The sequence below is a fragment of the Janthinobacterium sp. UMAB-60 genome, assembly GCF_900095235.1.
Lineage (GTDB): Bacteria > Pseudomonadota > Gammaproteobacteria > Burkholderiales > Burkholderiaceae_D > Janthinobacterium.
The window spans coordinates 121,654-144,034 of sequence record NZ_LT607491.1 but is presented as its reverse complement, the minus strand read 5'-3'; the positions used below and the strand labels follow the sequence as shown (position 1 = coordinate 144,034).

The following is a 22,381-nucleotide window of genomic DNA, read 5'->3' as shown; positions in this document are numbered from 1 at the left end:
AAAAGCAACAACATAGTCGGCACGTAAAAAAACCTGCAGGCTTGATGGCCTGCAGGTTTTTCTTTAAGCAAACATTTTTACTGGGCCGCCGTCTCGCCAAACTTGCCCTCGCGGAAATCCTGCACGGCCTGAAACACTTCCGCCTGGGTATTCATGACAAACGGACCGTACTGCGCGATGGGCTCGTTCAAGGGCTGGCCGGCGACGAGGATTACGCGGCCGCCTGCGGGCGCTTCGATGCGCACGCCGTCGCTGCCCGGCGTGTTGGCGAAGATGGCCATGCGCAGGGCGGGCACGGCCTTGCCGTCCACCTGCACCTCGCCACGGAACGTGTAGATGAAAGCGTTATGGCCAGGCGGCAAGGGCTGCTCGAAGCTGCTGCCTGCTGGCAAGTCGATGTCGAGATACAGCGGTTCCGTCAGCTCGCGCTGCACGGCGCCCGTCACGCCATGGCTCTCGCCGGCGATCACTTGCACGGCCACGCCGTCGTCCGTCGTGTAGCGGGGGATTTCGGCGCTGGTAAAATCGCGGTACCACGGCGTGCGCATCTTGTCGCGCGCAGGCAGGTTCAGCCACAACTGAAAACCTTCCATCACGCCTTCTTCCTGTTCCGGCATTTCCGAGTGGATCACGCCGCTGCCGGCCGTCATCCATTGCACGCCGCCCGAAGTCAGCAAGCCTTCGTGGCCCGCGCTGTCCTTGTGACGCATGCGTCCCGTGATCATGTACGACACCGTTTCAAAACCCCGGTGCGGATGCTCGGGGAAGCCGGCGATATAGTCGTTCGGCTTGTCGCTGGCAAAGTTGTCGAGCATCAAAAACGGGTCGAGACGGCGCTGCAGCTGCTGCGTCAGCACGCGGTTGATCTTCACGCCGGCGCCATCCATGACGGCCTGGCCGGCGATCACGCGCTCGACGGCGCGCGGTTTGTTGACGGTGGTGATGTCGCTCATTGTTTTCTCCTGTTTGGGGTCAGACCCGGCGGAACTCGGCGTCTCCGTCTGACCCCTGCTTGGTACGTGCATTACACCAGGATCGCGTTGATCTCGGCGTCCGCTTGCGCCTGCGCCTTGGCCACGGCTTCCGGGCCCATGCCCATGCCTTCCGAATACACGTATTGCACGTCGGTCAGGCCCAGGAAACCGAACATGGTGTTCAGGTAAGGCACCTGGCTGTCGTTGGCGCTGTCGCGGTGCAAGCCGCCGCGGGACAGGCCCACGTAGACTTTCTTGCCGGTCAACAGGCCCACGGGGCCGTTTTCCGTGTACTTGAAGGTGACGTTGGCGCGGGCAATCGCGTCGAACCAGCTTTTCAGTTGCACGGTGATGCCGAAGTTGTACATCGGTGCGCCGATGACGATGACGTCGGCTGCTTGCACTTGCGCAATCAGCGCGTCGTCCAGGGCGATGCGGGCCGCCTGTTCCGGCGTGCGCTTGTCGGCAGGGGTGAACAGCGCTTGCAGGGTCGGCTCGTCGAGCACGGGGTGCGGTTGGGCGGCCAGGTCGCGGCGCGCCAGGGCGGCGCCGGGGTTGGCGGCTTGCACGCGGGCAACGATGGCGTCAGCCAGACGGGTCGAGGCGGAACCGGTGCTGCGGGCGCTGGAATTGATTTGCAGGATGTTCATCTTGTTTTCTCCGTTGTGAGGTGTCTTGCGATGGATGAACTATAGCAATTCCAAAATTGATGCGGAAGCCGTTAAAATGGATAACATTAATCCACTCATGGAACAAACTCATGGATATCGATCCCGGAGATCTGCTGCTGTTCGCGCGCGTCGTCGAGTGCGGCAGTTTTTCGCGTGCCGCCCAGCGCGTGGATTTGCCCAAGTCGACCCTGTCGCGCCGCATCTCGCTGCTGGAAGCGAAGTTGGGCGAACGGCTGCTGCTGCGCACCACGCGCAAGCTGGCGCTGACGGAGTTTGGCGCCAGCCTGCTCGAACATGCGCGCAAGGTGGTGGACGAAACGGAGGCGGCCGGCGCGCTGGCCCAGCACCGCCAGGCGGGGCCCAGCGGCTTGCTGCGCATTTCCATGCCGGCCGACTTCGGCGACGCGCTGATGCGCCAGGTGCTGGCCGAATTCGTGCGCCGCTATCCGGCCATTTCGCTGGAGCTGGACTTGTCGGCGCGCCGCGTGGACTTATTGGAAGAGAACTTTGACCTGGCCATCCGCATGGGCAACTTGCCCGACGATGCCAGCCTGGCGGCGCGCCGCGTGGCCTTCAGCACGCTGGCGCTGTACGCCTCGCCGCAATACACGAGCGTGCACGGCTTGCCCGAACATCCCGACGATTTATACGGCCATGATCTGCTCAGCTTGCCCCGCGCCGTGCATGGTCTCGTGCATTGGACTTTGATTCGTGGCAAGACGACGTGGGAGCGCGATCTGCCCGTGCGCCTGTTGGCGAATTCTCCGGAATTGCTGGTGCGCATGGCCTGCACGGGCGTAGGCATCGCCGCCAGCACGGACCGTTTCGCCAAGGCGTATGTGGCGACGGGGGAACTGGTGCGCGTGCTGCCGGAGTGGAGTTTTCCGCTGGTCACGGGCTGGGCCGTGTTTCCCGGCCGGCGCTTGATGCCGGCCAAGACGCGCGCATTCCTGGACTTGATGGAGGAAATGTACCGCACGGATGCGCCCGTGTAGGCGCGCGTCCCGCTCGCTTACCTCGGTACGTTACCCATGACTTCGCCCAGCTGCACGGGGCCGGCCGGTTGCCAGTTGGCATTGAATTGCACGGTGTCTTTCGGGAACAGCATCACGACGGTGGAACCGAGCAGGAAGCGGCCCAGCTCTTCGCCCTGTTTCAGCACCACATTGTCGTTCGCATAGCTCCAGTCGCGGATCTCACCGGTGCGGGGCGGGTTGACGACGCCGTGCCAGACGGTGGCCATGCTGCCGACGATGGTGGCGCCGACCAGGGTCATGACGAAGGGGCCGTTGGCCGTGTCGAACACGCAGACGACGCGCTCGTTGCGGGCGAACAAGCCGGGAATGCCGCGCGCCGTCGTCGGGTTGACGGAAAATAGTTCACCGGGAACATAAATCATGCGCGTCAAACGGCCATCGCACGGCATGTGGATGCGGTGGTAGTCGCGCGGGCTCAGGTACAGGTTGGCGAAGCTGCCATGCTCGAACTGGGCCGCCAGGGCCGCATCGCCGCCCACCAGGGCCGTGGTGCTGAAGTTGTGGCCCTTGGCCTGGAAGATCTGGTCCTTGTCGATGCTGCCGAACTGGCTGATGCGGCCATCGACGGGGCAGACGTAGTCGGCCTTGGCCAGCGGACGGGCATCGGGGCGCAGCGCGCGCGTGAAAAAGTCGTTGAAGCTGGCGTAGTGCGTGATGTCCGGGTCCAGCGCCTCATCCATGTTGACGTTGTAGCGGCCGACGAACCAGCGGATCAAACGCGTCGTCATGGCGCCGCCCTTGGCGCCGGCGATGCGTCCGGCAAAGTTGGTCAACGCCCCCTTGGGCAGCAGATATTGAGGCAAAACGGCAAGACGGTCAGACACGATGGGAAGCCTTTGACGGGGTGAGCGGAATAATGGCGAAAACGCATTATAGCGGCGATGTGGCGCGCAATGATAATGCCGTATGCAAGGGTGCGTATCGCAGCCGGCCACCAAATTTAATTTACTATAGGAAATATTTTCAGGAAACTGTGTCACTCGGAAAAAATTACAGCACAATACAGCGGCCTGTTTTTTAGCTTTTAGCCATTTTTATTCAGCCACCTTTTTTAGCCAGGTCATGATGCCGCGCCGTTGCCTTCGCCTAACCGTCCTTTGTTCCGCCGTTTTACTTGCCTGGAATGCCCAGGCCCAGCAATCCGAAACGTCCGCTACCGATAACGCCGCCGTGCCGCTGAAGGCTGAAAAGCCAGCCGCGCCCGCCATGCAGAGCGTCGAAGTCAAGGGCAGCGGCTATGATCCGCGCCGCGACGATACGGCCAGCAAGATGGTCGTGGGCAGCGAGGAAATCCTCAAGTATGGTGACACGAATGTCACCGACGTGCTCAAGCGCTTGCCCGGCATTACCGTGTCCGGCGCGGCCGGACGCTCGGGCGGCGAAATCCGCATGCGCGGCCTGGGCAGCGGCTATACGCAGATTTTGCTCAATGGCGAACGGGCGCCGGCCGGTTTTTCGCTCGACACCCTGTCGCCCGACGTCATCGAGCGCATCGAAATTTTGCATGCGGCCAGTGCCGAGTACAGCACCCAGTCGATCGCCGGCACCATCAACGTGGTGCTGAAAAAGGCTGTGAAAACGGCGCAGCGCGACGTCAAGCTGGGCGTGGGCGGTGGGCGCGATGCCTTTTCCAGCAACGGTAACTTGCAACTGTCGGACAAGGACGGCATTTTCTCGTACTCGCTGGCCGCGTCGTTCTACCGCTACGATTACCACTACGAGAATCCGCAGGACAGGCCGGCGCTGGACCTGGGCTATCTGCCCGATGGCCAGCAAAATCTGCTGCGGCGTATCACCGGCACGGGCGATGGCCGTTCGGAGGGCATCAACCTGTCGCCCCGGCTGAACTGGGCATTCGCGGACGGCGATAACCTGACGGCGCAATTTTTTCTCAATGGCGGACGCAGCGATAACCGCAGCCATGGCCGGACCGACACGCTGCTGGGCTTGCGTCCCGACTACGACACGAATGACGGTACTTCCGGCAACCATTACGTTTTCGGCCGAACGGACCTGACGTGGGTGCGCAAGCTCGACGGTGGCGCCAAGCTGGAACTGGGCCTGCGCGCCAGCGCCACCAGCAATACGGCCGATAGCCATCCGCTCGGCTATATTGATGACGTGGGGCTGGTGCTGGACCGCAACGTACGTGTCAAGGCGACCTACAGCAGCTTGTCGTCCACCGGCAAGTATTCCACGCCCTGGATGCAGGGCCATGCGCTGTCCATGGGCTGGGATGGCACCCTCAGCCGACGCGAGGAAGAGCGCCTCCAGCGTGAACAGGCCTTGCCAGGCGGCCGCCCGCCCGCCGATAGCGATGAGCATTTCGATGCCGATATCAAGCTTCTGGCCTTGTATGCACAGGATGAATGGGATATCACGCCGCGCTGGTCCATGTATGCGGGCGTGCGCTGGGAAGGCATCGACACGCGCAGCGCCGGCGATACCTTTGAGGCCGTGCAGCAGCGCAGCAGCGTGTGGAGCCCGCTGCTGCAAACCCTGTGGAAACTGCCCGACACCAAGGGTGACCAGGTCCGTCTGGCCCTGACGCGCACCTACAAGTCGCCTTCCACGTCGAACCTGATTCCGCGCCGCAGTGTCTCGACTAATAATAGCCAGACCGAGCCTGACCGTGTAGGCAATCCGAACTTGAAGCCGGAGCTGGCGCTGGGCATCGATGCCTCGTACGAACATTACTGGGCCGACAGCGCCTTGCTCAGTGCGCGCGCCTCGGCCCGCCGCATCGATGGCTATACGCGCCAGGGATTGCTGTTCATCGATGATCGCTGGGTGTCCACGCCCATCAATGATGGCCGCGCCAATACGCAGACACTGGAACTGGAAGCGAAGTTCCCCTTGCGCGCCGTGCTGGCCGCGCCCGTGCCCGCGCTCGACGTGCGCGCCAGCATCAGCCGCAACTGGTCGCAGGTGGAGCGGGTGCCGGGACCAGACAACCGGCTCGGCCAGCAAACGCCCCTCAGCGGCAACTTTGGCCTCGACTACAAGACGCCCGATGGCGTCTTGAGCACGGGGGGGAGCTTCAATTTCCGCACGGGTGGTCCCGTGCGCATCACCGAGCGCCAGAGCGCGTACACGTCGCCGCGGCGCGACCTTGACCTGTATGCCGTATGGAAGTTCGATGCGAAGAACCAGCTGCGCGTGGTCGTGTCGAATCTGCTGGCGCAAGATTTCGAAAGCAACACCAGCTACACGGACGGCAGCGGCACCGTCGCCCGCAATGGCATTTCCACCAGTTCGCCGCAGGCGCACGCGACGATGGAAATGAAGTTCTGATGGCGATGTTTTCATGCTGAAAACTGCGGCCGGCATGCCCGCTGGCCTATAATCTCGGCAATCGCGCGCACGGCTGGTCCGTGCGCCACCTTTTCATTTGCCAAGATTGCTTTCCCCATGACGTTTTCCTCCCTCGGCCTGATCGATCCCCTGGTCCGCAAACTCGATGAGCTCGGCTATGCCAAGCCCACGCCCGTGCAGGCGCAAGCGATTCCCTTTGTCCTGGCCGGGCGCGACCTGATGGCCGCCGCCCAGACGGGCACGGGCAAGACGGCCGGCTTTGCCGTGCCCTTGCTGCAGCGCCTGACCCTGGAAGGCGTGGTGGCGCCCCAGTGCGTGCGCGTGCTGGTGCTGGTGCCCACGCGCGAACTGGCCGAGCAAGTCTATGCCAGTTTCCGCAGCTATGGCGGTAACTTGCCGCTGCGCAGCTTTGTCGCCTACGGCGGCGTGCCCATCGAGCCGCAGATCAGCAAGCTGCGCAAGGGCCTCGACGTGCTGGTGGCCACGCCGGGCCGTTTGCTGGACTTGCAGACGCAGGGCGCCGTCAAGTTCGAGCAAGTGCAAACCCTGGTGCTGGACGAGGCGGACCGCATGCTGGACCTGGGCTTCGAGCGCGAGCTTGATATATTGCTGATGACGATGCCCAAGCAGCGCCAGACCCTGCTGTTCTCGGCCACGTTCTCGGACGCCATCCGCGCCATGGCGAAAACCATGCTCAAGGATCCCGTCTCGGTGGAGGTCAGCGCGCGCAACAGTACGGTCAAGGCCGTGAAACAGTCGGTCATCGTGTGCGACAAGAAACGCAAGCCGGAACTGTTCTTGCACTTGCTGAAGAAAAAGCGCTGGGGCCAGGTATTGGTCTTCGTCAAGACGCGCAAGGGCGTCGAGCTGCTGGTGAATACCTTGCTGGAGCAGGGCGTGCGCGCCGACTCGATCCACGGCGACAAGACGCAGCCGAACCGCCTGCGCGCGCTGGCCCGTTTCAAGTCGGCGGAAGTGCAGGTGCTGGTCGCTACCGACGTGGCGGCCCGTGGCCTGGACATCGAGCAATTGCCCGTCGTCGTCAATTTCGACTTGCCGACGGTCGCTGAAGACTATATCCACCGCATCGGCCGCACGGGCCGCGCGGGCGCTTCGGGCGAAGCGATCTCCCTCGTCTGCGCCGACGAGGTGGAATTGCTGTCGGCCGTGGAAGCACTGACGCGGCAAACCCTGAAACGCAACGAGGAACCCGGTTTCGAGGCCGAGCACCGCGTGCCGGGCACGTCCGCCGGCGGCACCATCCAGAAGAAGGCCGTCAAGGTGCTGGCGCCCAAAGCCGCGGAGCGGGCGAAAAAGCGCCGCTTCTACAAATAATCGGGGAGGCAAGCGCGCAGCATGGATATGCCATTCGTGCCATCATGCGCCTATGACCTCGATACCTTTGTTCCCGCTCAATACGGTGCTGTATCCCGATGGCTATCTGCCCCTGCAGATCTTCGAGGTACGCTACCTGGACATGATACGTCAGTGCATCATGGGCGAGCAGCCGTTCGGCGTGGTGCAGCTGCTGGACGGCGCGGAAGTACGCAAGCCGGGCCAGCACGAAACCCTGGCGCCCGTGGGTACCCTGGCGCGCGTCATCGACTGGGCCGCGCCCCTGTCGGGCTTGCTGCAAATTAAATGCATGGGCATGCAGCGCTTTCACATTCTTTCCAGCGAGCAGCTGAAGCACGGCTTGTGGATGGCGCAGGTCGAAACCTTGCCGCCCGATAAGACCATTCCCATTCCCCAGGAGCAGCAGAACGTGGCCGACGCGCTCGGCGCCCTGATCCGCACCTTGCAGGAGCAGAAGATCCCGCCCGAGCAAATGCCCTTGCAGCCGCCTTTCCGCCTCGACGAGTGCGGCTGGGTGGCGAACCGCTGGTGCGAACTGCTGTCTCTGAGCGCCATGCAAAAGCAATTGCTGCTGAGCCAGGATAATCCCGTGCTGCGGCTGGAACTGGTGCAAGATATGCTCACTGAAAATGGTCTGCTCGAAGAGTAAATCAGCTGAAGCCGCATGTTTTCTCACGCTTGCGTTGTGCAATTGCAATCTCTATTGAGAAATACTTTACGCTTTGCCGCCGCTGACATAAGATAGTGCCCCTGGGCAAGATTGCCTTGGGCAACATTCAAGAGTAGACGACATGGCAAAAGTAAGCGCGGAACAGATCAATGCGGCAATGGAAGCGATGGCGGGCGAAGGCCAGGCCATCACGGTGCGCGCCTTGCGCGAACGGCTGGGCAACGGCGCCTGTCTGGGTACCATCAGCAAGCTCTTGCTGCGCCGCAAGGCGGGCGCGCAACGCCAGATCGCTGCCGCCGCCGAACTGTCGCCCGTGCTGCAGCAAGCCATCCTCGATTATGTAGGACAGGAATTAAGCGCCAGCCACAGCGCGCATGAAGCAGAGATGAACGACAGTCAACAGGAATTGATGGACCTGGCCAGCGAGAACGAGCGCCAGCAAGAGTTGCTCGAGCTGCAGGCGGGCGAACTGGAAACCTTGCGCGAGGAACTCGAACGCGAGCGGCAAGTGGCGAACCAGGCTAGAACGGACCTGGCCAAGGCGCAGTTGCGCCTGGAAGGCTTGCCGCGCCTGGAAGAGGCGGCCGAGCAGGCGCGCATGGACCTGGCCAAGGCGCAATTCAAGCTCGAAGGCATCCCGCGCCTGGAAGAGGCTGCCGAAGCGGCGCGCGCGGAACTGATCCAGGCCCAGCTGAAGCTGGAAAGTCTGACCCGCGTGGAAACGGAACTGGCGGCCGCGCGCCTGGAACTGGAAGCGGAACGCGAAGAGCTGGGCGAAACGCGCGCCGAGCTCGATGAAGAGCGCACCTTGCGCATCAAGGCGCAGCAGTTTATCGTCGACCCGATTTTCAAGACGCCGGTCTGAGGACGCCTGGCCTAAGCTGCTGCGCGTCGGTTTGTCAGGCGTCGATGCGTCGCAGGGAATCTGTCATGCGTGCTGAACGGGCCTTGCTGGCTTAAAATGGCGCACTGTCGCGCCATGCCGTGCGGCGCCTGATCGCAAAGAAGGTTTATGTTCGTAGAAAAAGAAGTGCCGCTCGAGCTTGCGGCCACCCCCATCGCGCCGCGCGCCTTGCCGCCCAGGCCGCCAGCAGAATTCAGTTCGCCCGAAGCGGCCCTTGCGCGCAAGCAGGCGCGCGAAGACAAGGATGCGCAGGTGCGCGGCGTCACCTCCATCGACGCCATGCGCGTCGCCATCAAGCGAGCGGCGCGTGATTTGCCCAGCATCACCGAAGTGCCGCGCCTGGCCATGCTGGGCGCCGCCGCCTTTCGCGCGCGCGCAGCGCAGGGCTTACCCTTCCTGATGCGCGGGCTGGTGCAGCGCTGGCCCTTGTCCAGGCTGGCGCCCGACGTCTTGCGCGAGCAGTTCAGCCACGTGCCCGTGCGTGCGCGGGTGGGCGACTACATCAACACGGCGTTCGCGGCCGACCGCGCCATGCAGGATATGTTGATGGGGCAATACCTGGACCTGGTGGCAGAGGGCAAGTACGCGTTGCCGCCTTACCTGGGCAACCTGGAGTTGCGCGAGCTGAACCGCCTGTGCCACTGGCCCACCTATTTTGACAAGATGGGTCCGCCACGCTTCTGGGTGGGGCCGGCCGGCACGGTGACACCGTTGCATTGTGATTACGACGACAATATCTTCGCGCAAGTGTGGGGCCGCAAGCGCATCATGTTATCGCCGCCGCACCACGATGTCTTTCTGTACCCCAGCGAGGCGAACGCCATCCTGTTCGGTTCGCCGTTCGACCCGGAAGCGCCCGATTTCGAGCGCTTCCCCCTGGCGCGCCAGGCGACCATGATCGAATGCCTCGTCGAACCGGGCGACATGCTGTACGTGCCCGCCGGCTGGTACCACCAGGTGCGCGCGCTGACGTTTTCGCTATCCTCGAACCGCTGGGCCAGGGCCATGCCGCTGGCCCTGCATGGCGGGGTGGAGCTGCGGCGTAGCGTGGCGTAATCTGCTGGCGCGATGGCCTTGCCATCGGCGCGCAGACAGTGCGGGCCATTATCGTCCAGCTTGCTATCATGTCTTTTCGTCCGCAACGCCATCGGCATGGAGAGCAATGGTCACGTCCAGCTTGCACAATCGTTATATGGGCGCCATGCTGGCGCTGGCCTGTGGCGATGCCATCGGCACGAGCGTGGAGTTTTCTCCGCGCGGCAGCTTTGCGCCGGTGACGGGCATGGCTGGCGGCGGCCCTTTCGGCCTGCAGCCGGGACAATGGACGGACGATACCTCGATGGCGCTGTGCCTGGCCGAGAGCCTGATACTGAAAGGGGCGTTCGATCCGGCGGACCAGATGGTACGGTATCTGAACTGGTGGCAATGGGGCTACCTGAGTTCCACGGGCACCTGCTTCGATATCGGTGGAACGGTAAGAAGCGCGCTGGCCAGTTTCCAGGAGACGGGCAATCCCTGGAGTGGCTCCACCGCGCCTGACACGGCGGGCAATGGCTCGCTCATGCGCCTGATCCCGGTCGTGCTGTTTGCTTATCCTGATGTCGAAGCGGCCTTAGCCTGTGCTGCCGATAGTTCGCGCACCACCCACGCGGCGCCGGAAGCCGTCGAAAGCTGCCAGTTGTTTGCCGCCTTGCTGTGCGGCGCGCTGGCGGGGACGGCGAAAGACGCGCTGCTGGACAGTATCGCGTTCCGGCCTGCCGAACCGAAGCTGGTGGAGCTGGTCAGCGGCAGTTTCCTTGCCAAAACGGAGCAGCAGATACGCGGCACCGGTTATTGCGTGGAGTCGCTGGAAGCGGCGCTCTGGTGCTTCTTCAATACCGACTCACTGGAAGAGGCCGTGTTACGCGCCGTCAATCTGGGCGAAGATGCCGATACGACCGGCGCCATCGTCGGCCAGCTTGCCGGCGCGTATTATGGCGCCCAGGCGATTCCTGCGCGCTGGCTGGAAATGCTGGCCATGCGCGCCGATATAGAAGAGCTGGCGGGCAAATTGTTCGAGCGCCCCCGTGGCTAGCACCGACCGCATCCCATCAGCAACAGCATCGGCCGTTCGCGCTCTTCCGCCAGGGGGTGGCTGCTGCGCCATGAAGATCGGGTACTCGATGGAAAACACCCGCTTGCCGTCCGGTTGTAAACTCTGGCGGATGGTGGCAAGGCCAGTTGTTCCAGATCAAGCCGGGCGTAGCTGACAGAAACGGCGTCGTCGTAGATGTTCTGTGTCATGTGTCGAGATCTTTGGCAGGATGGCGCTTGGCATGGCCGCTGCGCTGCGCCCGGTAAATGCCAGCGTGGCCGGAAAACAGATAGGCGACGACGCAGGCGATGGCCGCGTACACGCCGATCTCGGCGCCGAACAGTTCCATCGCCATCAGGGTCGAGGCGATGGGCGTGTTGGCCGCGCCCGCAAACACGGCGACGAAGCCGATGGCGGCCAGCAAGGTGACGGGCTGGTGCAGCAGCGGCCCCAGCGCATTGCCCAGGGTCGCGCCGATGAAGAACAGGGGCGTCACTTCGCCGCCCTTGAAGCCCGTGCCCAGCGAGACGATGGTAAACGCCATCTTGCCGAGGAAATCCCAGGCGGGCAGCGGTTCCTTCAGCGCATCGACGATGTTGGGGATGCCCAGGCCGATGTAGCGATCCGTGCCCAGCAGCCACACTGCCAGCGCGACGACGAGGCCGCCTATCAGCGGGCGCAGCGGGGCATAGCTGATCCAGCGTTTCATCAAGGCACTTAAACCGTGCGTGGTTTGCGCAAATATTTTACCGGTCAAGCCGAACAGCACGCCCGCGATCACCATGGCGGATAAAGTCCAGGCGGAAAGGGCGGGGATCAGCGGCACGGCGTAATGCGTATGCTGAATGTTGAATAACTGCCCCCATAGCAAACCCACCTGGTCGGCGATGACGGCGGCAGCCAGGCAGGGCAGCATGGCTTCATAGCGCAGGCGGCCGATGGCCAGCACTTCCAGGCCGAAGAGGGCGCCTGCCAGCGGCGTGCCGAAGACGGAGGCAAAGCCGGCGCTGATGCCGGCCATCAGGATGATGCGGCGGTCTTCGTTGTTCAGGCGAAACATGCGCGTCAGCTGGTCGGCCAGCGCGCCACCCATCTGCACGGCCGTGCCTTCGCGCCCGACCGAGGCGCCGAACAGATGCGAAATGACGGTGCCGCCCAGCACCAGCGGCGCCATGCGCAAGGGGATGATTTTTTTCGGGTCGTGGATTTCATCGATGAGCAGATTCGCGCCACCCTCGACACTGCTGCCGTAGCGCAAGTACAGCCAGCCGACGGCAAAGCCCGCCACGGGTAGCAGCCAGATCAGCCAGGCGTGCGCCAGGCGCGTGCGCGTGGCCCAGTCGAGGGCGTACAGGAAACCGGCCGAGGCCGACCCCGCCAGCACGGCCACGACAAAGGCGAGCAGCAGCCATTTCAACAGATGCTGCAACAGATCGGTGAGGGCGCTCAAGCGGTGCATCGGGCATCCAGTCAGGGCTGATGGGTGGGTGGTTCCTTACAGGCCCAGCTCGGCCACCAGCGCCTGGCCGATGGCGCGCTGCTCGGCCAGGATGGCGCGCAAGTGGTGGGGGCGCGTCTTGACATTCGTCATGACCACGCGCAGCACATTGGTCGGGCCGGGGTAGCGCGTCGATTCCAGTACGGTGCGCGACACAAAGCTGTGGCCTTGCGCCTTTTGCCTATTTTGCAGCTTGGCGTTCAAGGTGTTCAGCTGCTGGTTCAGTTCCGTCGCCGCTTCGATCTGGCCGCCGGTCAGCAAGGCGTCCATGCGCTGGCGCAAGTGCGCGGGCACGTAGCGGTAAGTCAGAATGAAAGTGTCGGAGCGCGTGACCAGTTCGAAATCCCGCTGGTCGGCCAATAAATCCTGCAATTGGCCGGACAGGGTGGCCGCCTGCTGCAGCAGGGTCGTGTAGCCGGACACGCCCAGCACCTTGAACGAGGTCCACAGTTTCAAGGCGTCGAAGCGGCGCGAGCCTTCCAGCGAAGTCTGGCCCAGGTCGCCCGAGTTGTCGCGCAGGATGTAGTTGGCGTTGTGTTTCAGTAAGTTCAGGCTGGCGCTGTCCTTGAACAGCACCATGCTTTGCGCCATCGGCACCCACAGCAGCTTGTGCCCGTCGATGACGACGGAGTCGGCCAAAGCAATCCCGTCGTACAGCGGGCGGTACTGTTCCGCGATCAGCAGGGCGCCGCCCCAGGCCGCGTCCACATGGAACCAGATGCTTTCCCGTGCGGCAATCGCCGCCATGGCGGCCAGCGGGTCGATGGCGCCCGTTTCCGTCGTGCCGGCGATGCCGATCATGGCGACGACCTTGATCTTGCGCTGTTTTAAATCGGCAATCGTCGCTTCCAGCGCGGCGACGTCGATGCGGTTGTCGCGGTCGACGGCCACCAGGTGCAGGGCGTTTTCACCGAGGCCCAGGGTCGCCAGCGCCTTTTTCACGGAATAATGGCTGCGGGCCGAACCGATCACGGCCAGCCCCGCGTAGCCTGATTCTTGCATGGAGGCAAACAAACCGCGCTTGCGCATGCCGGGCAATTGTTTTTCCAGCGCCACGGCCAGCGCCGTCAGGTTGCCCATGGTGCCGCCATTGACGACATTGCCCAGCGCGCCGCTGGTGGCGGCCATCGCCTGCGTGTAGACATGTTCGGCTTGCTGGTACACCTGGCGGTGCAGCCAGCCGAGGATCTGCTTTTCGATCAGGGTCGACACATACGCCGTCTCGATTTTGACCTGGTTCTGGTTCAGGGTGGCCGTAAACGCTTCGGCCAGCACGCTGATCCAGGGCAGGGCCTGCGTCATGTGGCCGATGTATTGCGGGTGGTTCAGCTGGGCCGTATTGGCCAGCACGGTGGTGTCGAGTTCTTGCAGGAAATCGGCCACGGGCATGCCGTGCGCGGGCAGGCAAGTGTCGGACAGTTGCGTCAGCAGTTCAGCATATGGCGTGTGCGGATACGGTTCGGCGCGCTCGGCGGCCAGCCAGCCGCCCAGCATGCGCAGGGCCTGATGCAGGGGCGCGGGCGAGCGTTGCAGCGCATCGATGGAAAAATGCTGTTGCAGCAGCTGTTCGACAGGGGTCTCGGTCATGGCGCTTTGTCTTCTTTACGGATTGCTGATGCCACGGTGACAAAAGAATTGCGCCCAGGCGAAAGCGGGATTTTACCCGACTCCGCCTGGGCGCATCAATTTGCTATTCCTGCCCGTGATCAGAAGTAGTTGAGGCCCAGCGCCGACTTGACTTCATCGGCCGTGCGGGCCGCCACTTCGCGTGCCTTGAAGGTGCCTTCCTTGAGCATCTGGATGACTTGACCCTTGTCCTTGGCGAACTCTTCGCGGCGGGCGCGGATCGGCGCCAGCATTTCCTGCAAGACCAGGTCCAGGCGCTTCTTGACGATGCTGTCGCCCAGGCCGCCGCGCACATAATGGGCTTTCATTTCGGCCAGCGCCGCTTTTTCCGGGTCGAACGCGTCCAGGTAGGTAAATGCGATGTTGCCTTCCAGGTGGCCCGGGTCTTCCACGCGCAGGTGCAGCGGGTCCGTATAGACTTTTTTCACGGCGGCCGTGATTTCGGCCGGGGTGGCGCCCAGGTTGATGGTGTTGCCCAGCGACTTGCTCATCTTCGCCTTGCCGTCGATGCCGGGCAGGCGACCGATGTCCGGCACCAGCGCCTTGCATTCCATCAGCACTTCGCGGTTGTACATGCGGTTGAAGCGGCGCACGATTTCATTCGTTTGCTCGATCATCGGGATCTGGTCTTCGCCCACGGGCACCACGCCCGCCTTGAAGGCCGTGATGTCGGCCGCCTGGCTGGCCGGGTAGGTCAAAAAGCCGGCCGGGATGTCGCGCTCAAAGCCGCGCAGGCGGATTTCTTCCTTGACTGTCGGGTTGCGCTCGAGGCGCGCCACGGTGACGATGTTCAGGTAGTAAAAGGTCAGCTCGGCCAGTTCCGGAATCTGCGACTGGATGAACACCGTGGTCTTGGTCGGGTCGATGCCGACGGCCAGGTAATCGAGCGCCACTTCGACGACGTTGCGGTGCACCTTGTCGATGTCATCCATATTGTCCGTCAGCGCCTGCGCGTCGGCCAGCATGATGAATTGCTTGTAATTATTCTGATAGGAAACGCGGTCGCGCAGGCTGCCCACGTAGTGGCCCAGATGCAAGGGGCCGGTCGGGCGGTCGCCCGTCAGGATCACGGATTGCGAAGCGATGGCGGCGGCGGACAGCGGTGCTGCCGGGGCGTTGTCGGTGTCGGGGGTATCGGGGGTGTTAGGCAAGCTCATCAAGTTTCCTTTTGAGCCGCCTGCATCGGGGATGATCCAGGCTGAGCCTGTTACGCCACCGATCGAGGCGGCGTGGATCAAATTCACATCACTATAGAGTGGCCGCGCGGAAGTGAGCGGGACCACCAATTCAAGCAGGCGTGTTGTGACGGGATAAATTTCATGGCGGTATGGTTGCAGTTCGTGCGCGTTCTGTCAAGTTGCGCCCCGATTTATCTGCCGTGCACCGTGTGTGTGATGTATGTCAATCTTGCTTTCCGGGTACTATTGCCGACATGAATGTTTTGGAGAAGCGTATGCCCGTCGTAGCCCCCATCCGCCTGAGCAGCCTGGCCTTGCTGCTCAGCACCTTGTTCAGCGCCCCCGCGCTGGCGCAAACGCCGCCGATGACGCCCGATATCGGCGCCAGGCTGGTGCTGCCCGATATGAATGATTACGTCAAGCGCGTGGTGATGATCCCCATGCGCGACGGCGTCAAGCTGTACACGGTGATCGTCGTGCCGAAAGACGCCAAACGGGCGCCGATCATGCTCACGCGCACGCCATACAATGCGGCCCGCCGCGCGCAGCGCGCCACCAGCGCCAGCATGCTGGCCACCTTGCCGCAAGGCGACGATACCCTGGTGGAAAACGGCTACATCCGCGTATTCCAGGACGTGCGCGGCAAGCATGGCTCGGAAGGCGATTACGTGATGACGCGCCCCGTGCGCGGCCCGCTCAACCATACCAAAGTCGATAACGTCACCGATGCGTGGGACACCATCGACTGGCTGTCGAAGAATATTCCAGAAAGCAATGGCAAGGTGGGCATGCTCGGTTCCTCGTACGAGGGACATACGGTGCTGATGGCCCTGGTCGACCCGCATCCGGCGCTGAAGGTGGCCATACCCATGAGCGCCATGGTCGACGGCTGGCGCGGCGATGACTGGTTCCATAACGGCGCCTTCCGCATGCCCAGCTTGTCTTACCTGGCGTGGCAGACAAGCGTGCGCGGCAGCGGCGAGGCGCCCGTGCTGGGCGTCTACGACGACTACGACGCGTATCTGCGCATCGGCTCGGCCGGTGATTTCGCGAAGAAATTCGGCATCGATAAACTGACCTACACGAAAAAGCTGTTCGAACACCCGGCCTACGACAGTTACTGGCAGGAACAGGCGCTCGATAAAATCCTCGCCAAGCGCCCGCTGATCGTGCCCACCATGCATGTGGTGGGGCAGTGGGACCAGGAAGACATCTATGGCCCCTACGCCAGCTACACGGCGATGGAGGGGCGCGACAAGGGCAACAACCTCAATTACCTGGCCATCGGCCCGTGGCGCCACAGCGGCGTCAACTATGACGGTTCCAGCCTGGGCGCCCTGAAGTTTGACGGCGATACGGCGCGCCAGTTCCGCGAAAAAGTCATGCAGCCATTCCTCAATCAATACCTGAAAGATGGTGCGCCGGAGGCGAACACGGCGCCCGTGGTGTCGTACCAGACGGGCACCAACCAGTGGCAGCGCTTGTGGCAGTGGCCGCTGGCCTGCGAGACCTGCGACACGAAATTGACGCCGATCTACTTGCAGGATGGCTACAAGCTGGGCTTTGCGGCGCCAGCGGGCGCCGCGGATGCGGCGCAAGGCGCCTTCGACGAATACGTGGCCGATCCCGCCAAGCCCGTGCCTTTCGTGCCCCGTCCCGTGCGCCTGAACGATGGCGATGTGTGGAAGCCATGGCTGGTCAGCGACCAGCGCGGCTATGCGGACCGCACGGACGTGCTCAGCTATGTTTCCGAACCGTTGAAAACGGCCGTGCGCATCGCCGGCGCGCCGATGGTCAACCTGTTCGCTGCCACCAGCGGCACGGATGCCGACTGGGTGGTGAAACTGATCGATGTGTATCCGGACGAAGTGCCGTCGCAGCCGGCCATGGGCGGCTACCAGCTGGGCGTGGCGATGGATATCTTCCGCGGGCGTTACCGCGACAGCCTCGAACACCCGACGGCCATTCCTGCCGGCAAGGTCGAGCGCTACCGTTTCGCCTTGCCGAACGCCAACCACGTCTTCCTGCCCGGCCACCGCATTGCCGTGCAAGTGCAGTCGAGCTGGTTCCCCCTGTACGACCGCAATCCGCAAACCTTCGTGCCGAACATCTTCCTGGCCCAGCCAGGCGATTACAAGAAGGCCACGCAGCGCGTGTACCACGCGGCCGGGGCGGGCAGCGCCATCGAGTTGCCGATTGCACCGCTCGACGCGCGCTAGCCCATGCGCATGAGGATGGCCCCCGCCGCGATCAGGGCGATGGCCAGGTAACGGCGGGGGCTGATTTTCTCGCGCAGGAACAGCGCTGCAATGGCGATGGCGAACAGGATCGATGTTTCGCGCAGGGCCGCGATGGCCGCCACGGGCGCCTGCGTCATGGCCCACAGGGCCAGGCCGTACGAAGCGAGCGTGCCGAAGCCGCCCAGCGCGGCCAGGCGCCATTGCGTTCGCGCATACGCCAGCAGGCCGGCGCGGCGGCGCAGCACCGTCCACAGCAGCAGTCCGGCGCCGTTCAAGACAAAAATCCACATCGTGTAGGCGGCCGGCGCGCCGGACAGGCGCACGCCGATGCCGTCGATCAAGGTATAGCTGGCGATGACGCAGGCGTTGCCCAGCGCAAAGGCGGTGGCGCGTCCCGTGTTTTTTGCGGCTGTGGCCGTGGCCGGCCGGCGCGCCGCAAAATACAGGGCAAGGATGCCCGCGCAGATGCAGGCGACGGCGCCCATCTGCATGGCAGACAGGCGTTCGCCGATCAGCGGCCAGCTGGCCAGCGCCACGAGCAATGGCGCGCTGCCGCGCATCAAGGGGTAGGCATGGCTCATGTCGCCTGCCTTGTAGGCGGCCGCCAGCAGCGAGTAATAGGCGAGCTGCGCCACGGCCGAGGCGACCAGGTAAGGCCAGCTGGCGGGGGCGGGAGCGGTCACGAAGGGCAGTACGGCCAGCGAAATCAGGGCCGCGCCGACGGACACCAGCACGGTCGTGAGGAAAGTATCCTTGCCCGACTTGACGATGGCGTTCCAGCTGGCGTGCAGCAGGGCGGCAAACAAAACGACGGCAACGACCAGACCGGACATGCGAATATCCTTAGCGCGGACGTATGCTGAGCGACAACAGTTCCTGACGGTGATGACGCTGAAAGGCGTCCATCACGGTGCCCGAGCGGCCCGCCTTGTCCAGCAATTCGCGCAAGGTCGCCTGGTCTTCCGCCGTCAAGGACTTGCGCGACAGGTAGACGCCGCTCATGCCCCACGGCAATTCCGGCAGCGCTTCCAGGCGCAAACGGTCGGCCAGGCCGTACACGCGCGCATCGTTTTGCGCCACGCCGGCGAGGATGGTGGGCGCCATGATGGTGGCATCGATGAAGCCGCTTTGCATCAGGCGCGCCACGGACAGCGCATCGACTTCGTAGAACAGGCGTCCCTGGCTGCTCAGCTCCTTCGCCAGCGCCTGGTACGGCGCGCCATAGTCGTAGCCGCGCACCAGCGCCACGCGCAATTCGCGCCGCTCGATGAGTTCCTGCATGGTGTTGATGGGCGTGCGCGCGCCTTGCAGCGAGATCAGCAGGGGGCGGCTGCCCAGCATGGGGATGAACAGGCCATGCTGGTCGCGCCGCGGCGTGCTGCTGGCGGGAATCAGCAAGTCGGCCTTGCCCGCCTCGAACATCGCTTCCAGGCGCGCGCGGGGCACGGCCGTGAAGATGAAATTGCAGCCCAGCTTGGCGCCCATGCTGCGCAGCAAGTCGGGATAGATGCCGCTGATGCTGGCGCCATTGACGACCACGCTGGCGCCGATGGCCGAGACGGGTACCTGGATGTCGCGCGAGCATTGTGCGCCTGCCAGCGACGGCAGCGCCAGCGCCAGCAGGGCTACGGTTCGGCGCCAGGCGCTGGAATAAAAGTCAGTCATACCCATCCTTGCTTGCCATCGAATCGCGGGCGTCGGCAACGTCCGCTTGATTATCCCATTCTCGCCTATCTATTTCTCAAATGCAATATTATCCCGACGACTACTTTGTGGTGGAAACCGCAAGTCTGGCCTGGCGTTGTGCCTTGAAGTAGCGCCAGGCCACCACGATGCCCAGGGTTTGCATGATGGCGCACAGATAGAAGGTGCTGCCGATGCGCCAGTCTTGTGGCGGCAAGTGGCTCACTTCACCGAGGATCATGCTGCCGAGCAAAGGCATGATGATGATACCCAGGCTGCTGATCGATTGCAGGGAGCCCATCAGTTCTCCCTGTTCGCTGGCGGCCGATGCCTTCGAGATGATGCCTTGCAGGGCCGGTCCGGCGGCAAAGGCCAGCAGGTTGCACAGGATCAGCGCATACATCATCCAGCCTTGCGTGGCCAGGCCGTACAGCAAATAGGTGAGGGCGCCCGAGGCCATGCCCAGCAAGGACAAACGCACTTCGCCGTAGCGCTTGATGAGGATGCCCAGCAAGCCGGCCTGCACCACGGCCGCGCACAGGCCCACGCAGAACAGGGCGATGCCGTTCTGGCGCGGCGTCCAGTCGAAGCGGAAGTGCGTGTACAGCACCCAGGTAGTGTTGAGCATCATTTGCGCAAACGTCATCAGGCCGAAGGCCAGCACCAGGCCGCGGATCTCCACGCGGCGCACCAGTTTCAGCAGGGCGGCAAACGGATTGATGCGCGCCCAGGTAAATGGCGCGCGGGGGCCCGGCTGCAGCGATTCGGGCACGCAGAAATAGCCGTAGATGAAATTGGCCGCCGACAGGCCCGCCGCCACGTAGAACGGCAGGTGCAGATTGATCTCGCCCAGCAGGCCGCCCAGCATGGGGCCGCAAATGAAGCCCAGGCCGAAGGCGGCGCCGATCTTGCCGAAGCTCTTGGCGCGGTTGTCGGGTGTGGAAATGTCGGACGCGTAGGCGGACGCGACCGACATGCTGGCCGACGAGACGCCGCCGATGATGCGGCCGATGAACAGGCAGGCCAGGTTCGGCGCCCAGCCCGTGGCGAGGAAATTGATGCCCATGCCTGCCATCGAGTACAGCAGCACGGGACGGCGTCCCACGCGGTCGCTGATGGCGCCCAGCATGGGCATGAAGATGAACTGCAGCAAGCCGAAGACGGCCGCCATGATGCCGTACCAGAACGCCTGCGCTTCCTTGCCGTTGACAAAGTCGCCGATCAGGATGGGCAGCACGGGCACCACCAGACCGATGCCCAGCATGTCGATGAAGACGCAGACGAGGATGAAATTGAGGTTGCCGGCGCTCTTCAGGGCGGGCGATGACGGGGAATGGCTGTCGGGGCTGGTTTTATCGGACATGCATGCTTTCGGCGCGTTGGTAAAGCGCCGGCGCGTTACAGGATGCTGCTGGCGCGCGGCGCGATAGCTGAGGCTTGCATTATAGACAGCATGGGCCATGCTGGCTATCGCCACCAGGCTTATGCGCTCATTCCCCATTCGTCGGCAAAGGCGGCGCGAAAATCCGTCAGCACGGCCAGCCGCTGTTCGGCCAGCGCGCGGCCCGCCGCCGTCTGCATCTTGCCGGGCAGCTTGTCGAGCTTGGTGACGATATGGTCGAGTGCGTAGGCCTTGTCATCGAGTTCACGATGCCGGGCCAGCGGATCCGCGCCATGCGCCAGCGCGCTATCCATGCGCGCCGCCGTATAGAACAGGCGCGCCAGTCCCACGGCGCCCAGCGCGTCGATGCGGTCGGCATCCTGCACGATTTGCGCTTCGATCGTGTGCGGCGGCAGATTGGCGGAAAAACTGTGCGTCTCGATGGCGTGGGCCACGCCCGCCAGTTTTTCTGCCGGGAAATCCAGCTCCGCCAGCCGGCGGCAAGCCAGCGCGGCTGCCTGGCGCGAAGCCAGGTGGCGCTCGGGATGGTTTTTCGGCAGGTTGACCAGGTCGTGCAGATAGCAGGCGGCCATCACCGTGAGCGCGTCGGCCTGCGCATGCTCTTGCAGCAGGACGGCGGCGTTGCGCCAGACGCGCTGCAGGTGGTTGATGTCGTGGGCGCTGTCGTCGCCCAGGCCGGCCGTGGCCAGTGCCAGCAGGCGTGGTTGCCATTGAGAAAGCAAAGAATGCATGGTTCAAGGTCGTAAAAAGCAGGGGCCGCCAGTGTGGCATAAAACGCCGCCGCGTGCGGCGGGCAGCCAGGTACGCCGGCGTACTGTATTTGCCACAGTAATTGCGTTTTGGAAAATATTCAAACCACCGAGTGCTCTTTTTTAGTGCATGTAAAATTTACATGGGGTAACATTGCCGCACGGAAATTAGAGATATAAGCTAATTGCGAGAAAGTATTTGCAAAAAAACATACAAGTGGCAGCCATTCCCTCAGGGATGGATGTTGTCACGTCCAAGGCTTGCGCGCAGCGTGCCTTGGCCTGCGCCCCAGGCGAGTTAACGAAAGGATTATCATGAACACCATTTCCAGCGACACTGGCGCAACCGTTGCCAAGGCTGCCGAATACCTGGCCTTTACCCTGGGCCAGGAAGAGTATGGCATCGACATCCAGAAAGTCAGCGAAATCCGCAGCTATGAAACGCCGACCCGCATCGCCAACGCGCCCGAATTCGTCAAGGGCGTGGTCAACTTGCGCGGCATCATCGTGCCGATCGTCGACATGCGCATCAAGTTCAACCTGGGCACGCCCAGCTATGACCAGTTCACCGTCGTCATCATCCTCAATATCGGCAATCGCGTGGTCGGCATGGTCGTCGATCGCGTCTCCGACGTCACGACCCTGATGCCGGAACAGATCAAGCCGGCGCCGGACATGGGCCGCTCGATCAACACGGAATATGTGATCGGCCTGGGCACCATCGACGAGCGCATGCTGATCCTGGTCGATATCGACCAGTTGATGTCCAGCGCCGACATGGGCTTGATCGAGAAACTGGCGGCGTAATGCCGCAGTGAAGAGAATTCCCCTGCATATTGTCAAAAACTATTGACATTTAGTATTGCATATCGTTTCCGCAGGGAGCACGCTAGCGCACTTTCCTGGCGCACGGTTCAACCGAACCGTGCGCCAGTTTACTTGGCAGGACAGATTTGGCGGCGTCCGCCATGCTGTTCCAGGCGCTGGCTGCAGGGCCTCTCTTC

19 protein-coding genes are annotated in these 22,381 nt (G+C 63.1%); 9 read left to right on the top strand and 10 right to left on the bottom strand.

Going from position 1 to position 22,381, the window contains the following annotated elements; genetic code table 11:
• Window positions 1-77 precede the first annotated feature (77 nt).
• Complete coding sequence (locus tag K0F86_RS16950) at window positions 78-953, bottom strand: pirin family protein (protein ID WP_219135498.1); 876 nt, start codon at window positions 951-953, stop codon at window positions 78-80.
• Window positions 954-1,024: 71 nt separating this feature from the next.
• A complete protein-coding gene (locus K0F86_RS16945) occupies window positions 1,025-1,624 on the bottom strand; it encodes an FMN-dependent NADH-azoreductase (protein WP_219135497.1) in 600 nt (199 codons plus the stop codon).
• A gap of 110 nt (window positions 1,625-1,734) precedes the next feature.
• Here K0F86_RS16945 and K0F86_RS16940 point away from each other — a divergent pair, with 110 nt between their 5' ends.
• Window positions 1,735-2,640 (top strand): LysR family transcriptional regulator, encoded by a 906-nt coding sequence (locus K0F86_RS16940; RefSeq protein ID WP_219135496.1) that lies wholly within the window; start codon window positions 1,735-1,737, stop codon window positions 2,638-2,640.
• A gap of 17 nt (window positions 2,641-2,657) precedes the next feature.
• Here K0F86_RS16940 and asd read toward each other — a convergent pair whose 3' ends face one another.
• A complete protein-coding gene (gene asd, locus K0F86_RS16935; RefSeq protein WP_219135495.1) occupies window positions 2,658-3,506 on the bottom strand; it encodes an archaetidylserine decarboxylase in 849 nt (282 codons plus the stop codon).
• Window positions 3,507-3,888: 382 nt separating this feature from the next.
• Between asd and K0F86_RS16930 the strand changes: the two genes are divergently transcribed.
• From K0F86_RS16930 to K0F86_RS16905, 6 genes are all read left to right on the top strand, one after another.
• Window positions 3,889-5,976: a TonB-dependent siderophore receptor gene (locus K0F86_RS16930; protein ID WP_257572200.1), complete on the top strand. Its 2,088-nt coding sequence runs from the start codon at window positions 3,889-3,891 to the stop codon at window positions 5,974-5,976.
• A 117-nt stretch (window positions 5,977-6,093) separates the two neighbouring features.
• Window positions 6,094-7,332 (top strand): DEAD/DEAH box helicase, encoded by a 1,239-nt coding sequence (locus K0F86_RS16925; protein ID WP_219135494.1) that lies wholly within the window; start codon window positions 6,094-6,096, stop codon window positions 7,330-7,332.
• 52 nt (window positions 7,333-7,384) lie between these two features.
• On the top strand, window positions 7,385-8,002 hold the full coding sequence (locus K0F86_RS16920) for an LON peptidase substrate-binding domain-containing protein (protein WP_219135493.1): 618 nt from the start codon (window positions 7,385-7,387) through the stop codon (window positions 8,000-8,002).
• 142 nt (window positions 8,003-8,144) lie between these two features.
• Entirely contained in the window at window positions 8,145-8,888 is a 744-nt protein-coding gene (locus K0F86_RS16915) for a DNA-binding protein (protein ID WP_219135492.1), read from the top strand.
• Window positions 8,889-9,035: 147 nt separating this feature from the next.
• Entirely contained in the window at window positions 9,036-9,983 is a 948-nt protein-coding gene (locus K0F86_RS16910) for a cupin-like domain-containing protein (RefSeq protein ID WP_219135491.1), read from the top strand.
• A gap of 106 nt (window positions 9,984-10,089) precedes the next feature.
• Complete coding sequence (locus K0F86_RS16905) at window positions 10,090-11,001, top strand: ADP-ribosylglycohydrolase family protein (RefSeq protein ID WP_219135490.1); 912 nt, start codon at window positions 10,090-10,092, stop codon at window positions 10,999-11,001.
• A gap of 205 nt (window positions 11,002-11,206) precedes the next feature.
• Here K0F86_RS16905 and K0F86_RS16900 read toward each other — a convergent pair whose 3' ends face one another.
• The 3 genes from K0F86_RS16900 to trpS form a co-directional block, all read right to left on the bottom strand.
• Entirely contained in the window at window positions 11,207-12,460 is a 1,254-nt protein-coding gene (locus tag K0F86_RS16900) for a voltage-gated chloride channel family protein (RefSeq protein WP_219135489.1), read from the bottom strand.
• A 36-nt stretch (window positions 12,461-12,496) separates the two neighbouring features.
• Window positions 12,497-14,086 (bottom strand): pyridoxal-dependent decarboxylase, encoded by a 1,590-nt coding sequence (locus tag K0F86_RS16895; protein ID WP_219135488.1) that lies wholly within the window; start codon window positions 14,084-14,086, stop codon window positions 12,497-12,499.
• Between the two features lie 119 nt (window positions 14,087-14,205).
• Window positions 14,206-15,282, bottom strand: a complete 1,077-nt coding sequence (gene trpS / locus K0F86_RS16890; RefSeq protein WP_257572199.1) for a tryptophan--tRNA ligase — start codon at window positions 15,280-15,282, stop codon at window positions 14,206-14,208.
• A 296-nt stretch (window positions 15,283-15,578) separates the two neighbouring features.
• Here trpS and K0F86_RS16885 point away from each other — a divergent pair, with 296 nt between their 5' ends.
• Window positions 15,579-17,522, top strand: coding sequence for a CocE/NonD family hydrolase (locus K0F86_RS16885; protein ID WP_219135487.1), 1,944 nt, complete (start codon window positions 15,579-15,581; stop codon window positions 17,520-17,522).
• On the opposite strand, the gene K0F86_RS16880 is transcribed toward K0F86_RS16885, so the two are convergent.
• The 4 genes from K0F86_RS16880 to K0F86_RS16865 form a co-directional block, all read right to left on the bottom strand.
• Window positions 17,519-18,376, bottom strand: a complete 858-nt coding sequence (locus K0F86_RS16880; RefSeq protein ID WP_219135486.1) for a DMT family transporter — start codon at window positions 18,374-18,376, stop codon at window positions 17,519-17,521. The genes K0F86_RS16885 and K0F86_RS16880 overlap by 4 nt on opposite strands.
• Window positions 18,377-18,386: 10 nt before the next feature.
• The gene (locus K0F86_RS16875; protein WP_219135485.1) at window positions 18,387-19,208 is read right to left on the bottom strand and encodes an ABC transporter substrate-binding protein; all 822 of its coding nucleotides are present in this window, start codon (window positions 19,206-19,208) and stop codon (window positions 18,387-18,389) included.
• A gap of 100 nt (window positions 19,209-19,308) precedes the next feature.
• Window positions 19,309-20,589, bottom strand: a complete 1,281-nt coding sequence (locus tag K0F86_RS16870; protein ID WP_219135484.1) for a TCR/Tet family MFS transporter — start codon at window positions 20,587-20,589, stop codon at window positions 19,309-19,311.
• A gap of 119 nt (window positions 20,590-20,708) precedes the next feature.
• Window positions 20,709-21,359, bottom strand: coding sequence for an HD domain-containing protein (locus K0F86_RS16865; protein WP_219135483.1), 651 nt, complete (start codon window positions 21,357-21,359; stop codon window positions 20,709-20,711).
• A 333-nt stretch (window positions 21,360-21,692) separates the two neighbouring features.
• On the opposite strand from K0F86_RS16865, the gene K0F86_RS16860 reads away from it, so the two are divergent.
• The gene (locus tag K0F86_RS16860; protein ID WP_035818113.1) at window positions 21,693-22,184 is read left to right on the top strand and encodes a chemotaxis protein CheW; all 492 of its coding nucleotides are present in this window, start codon (window positions 21,693-21,695) and stop codon (window positions 22,182-22,184) included.
• Window positions 22,185-22,381 lie beyond the last annotated feature (197 nt).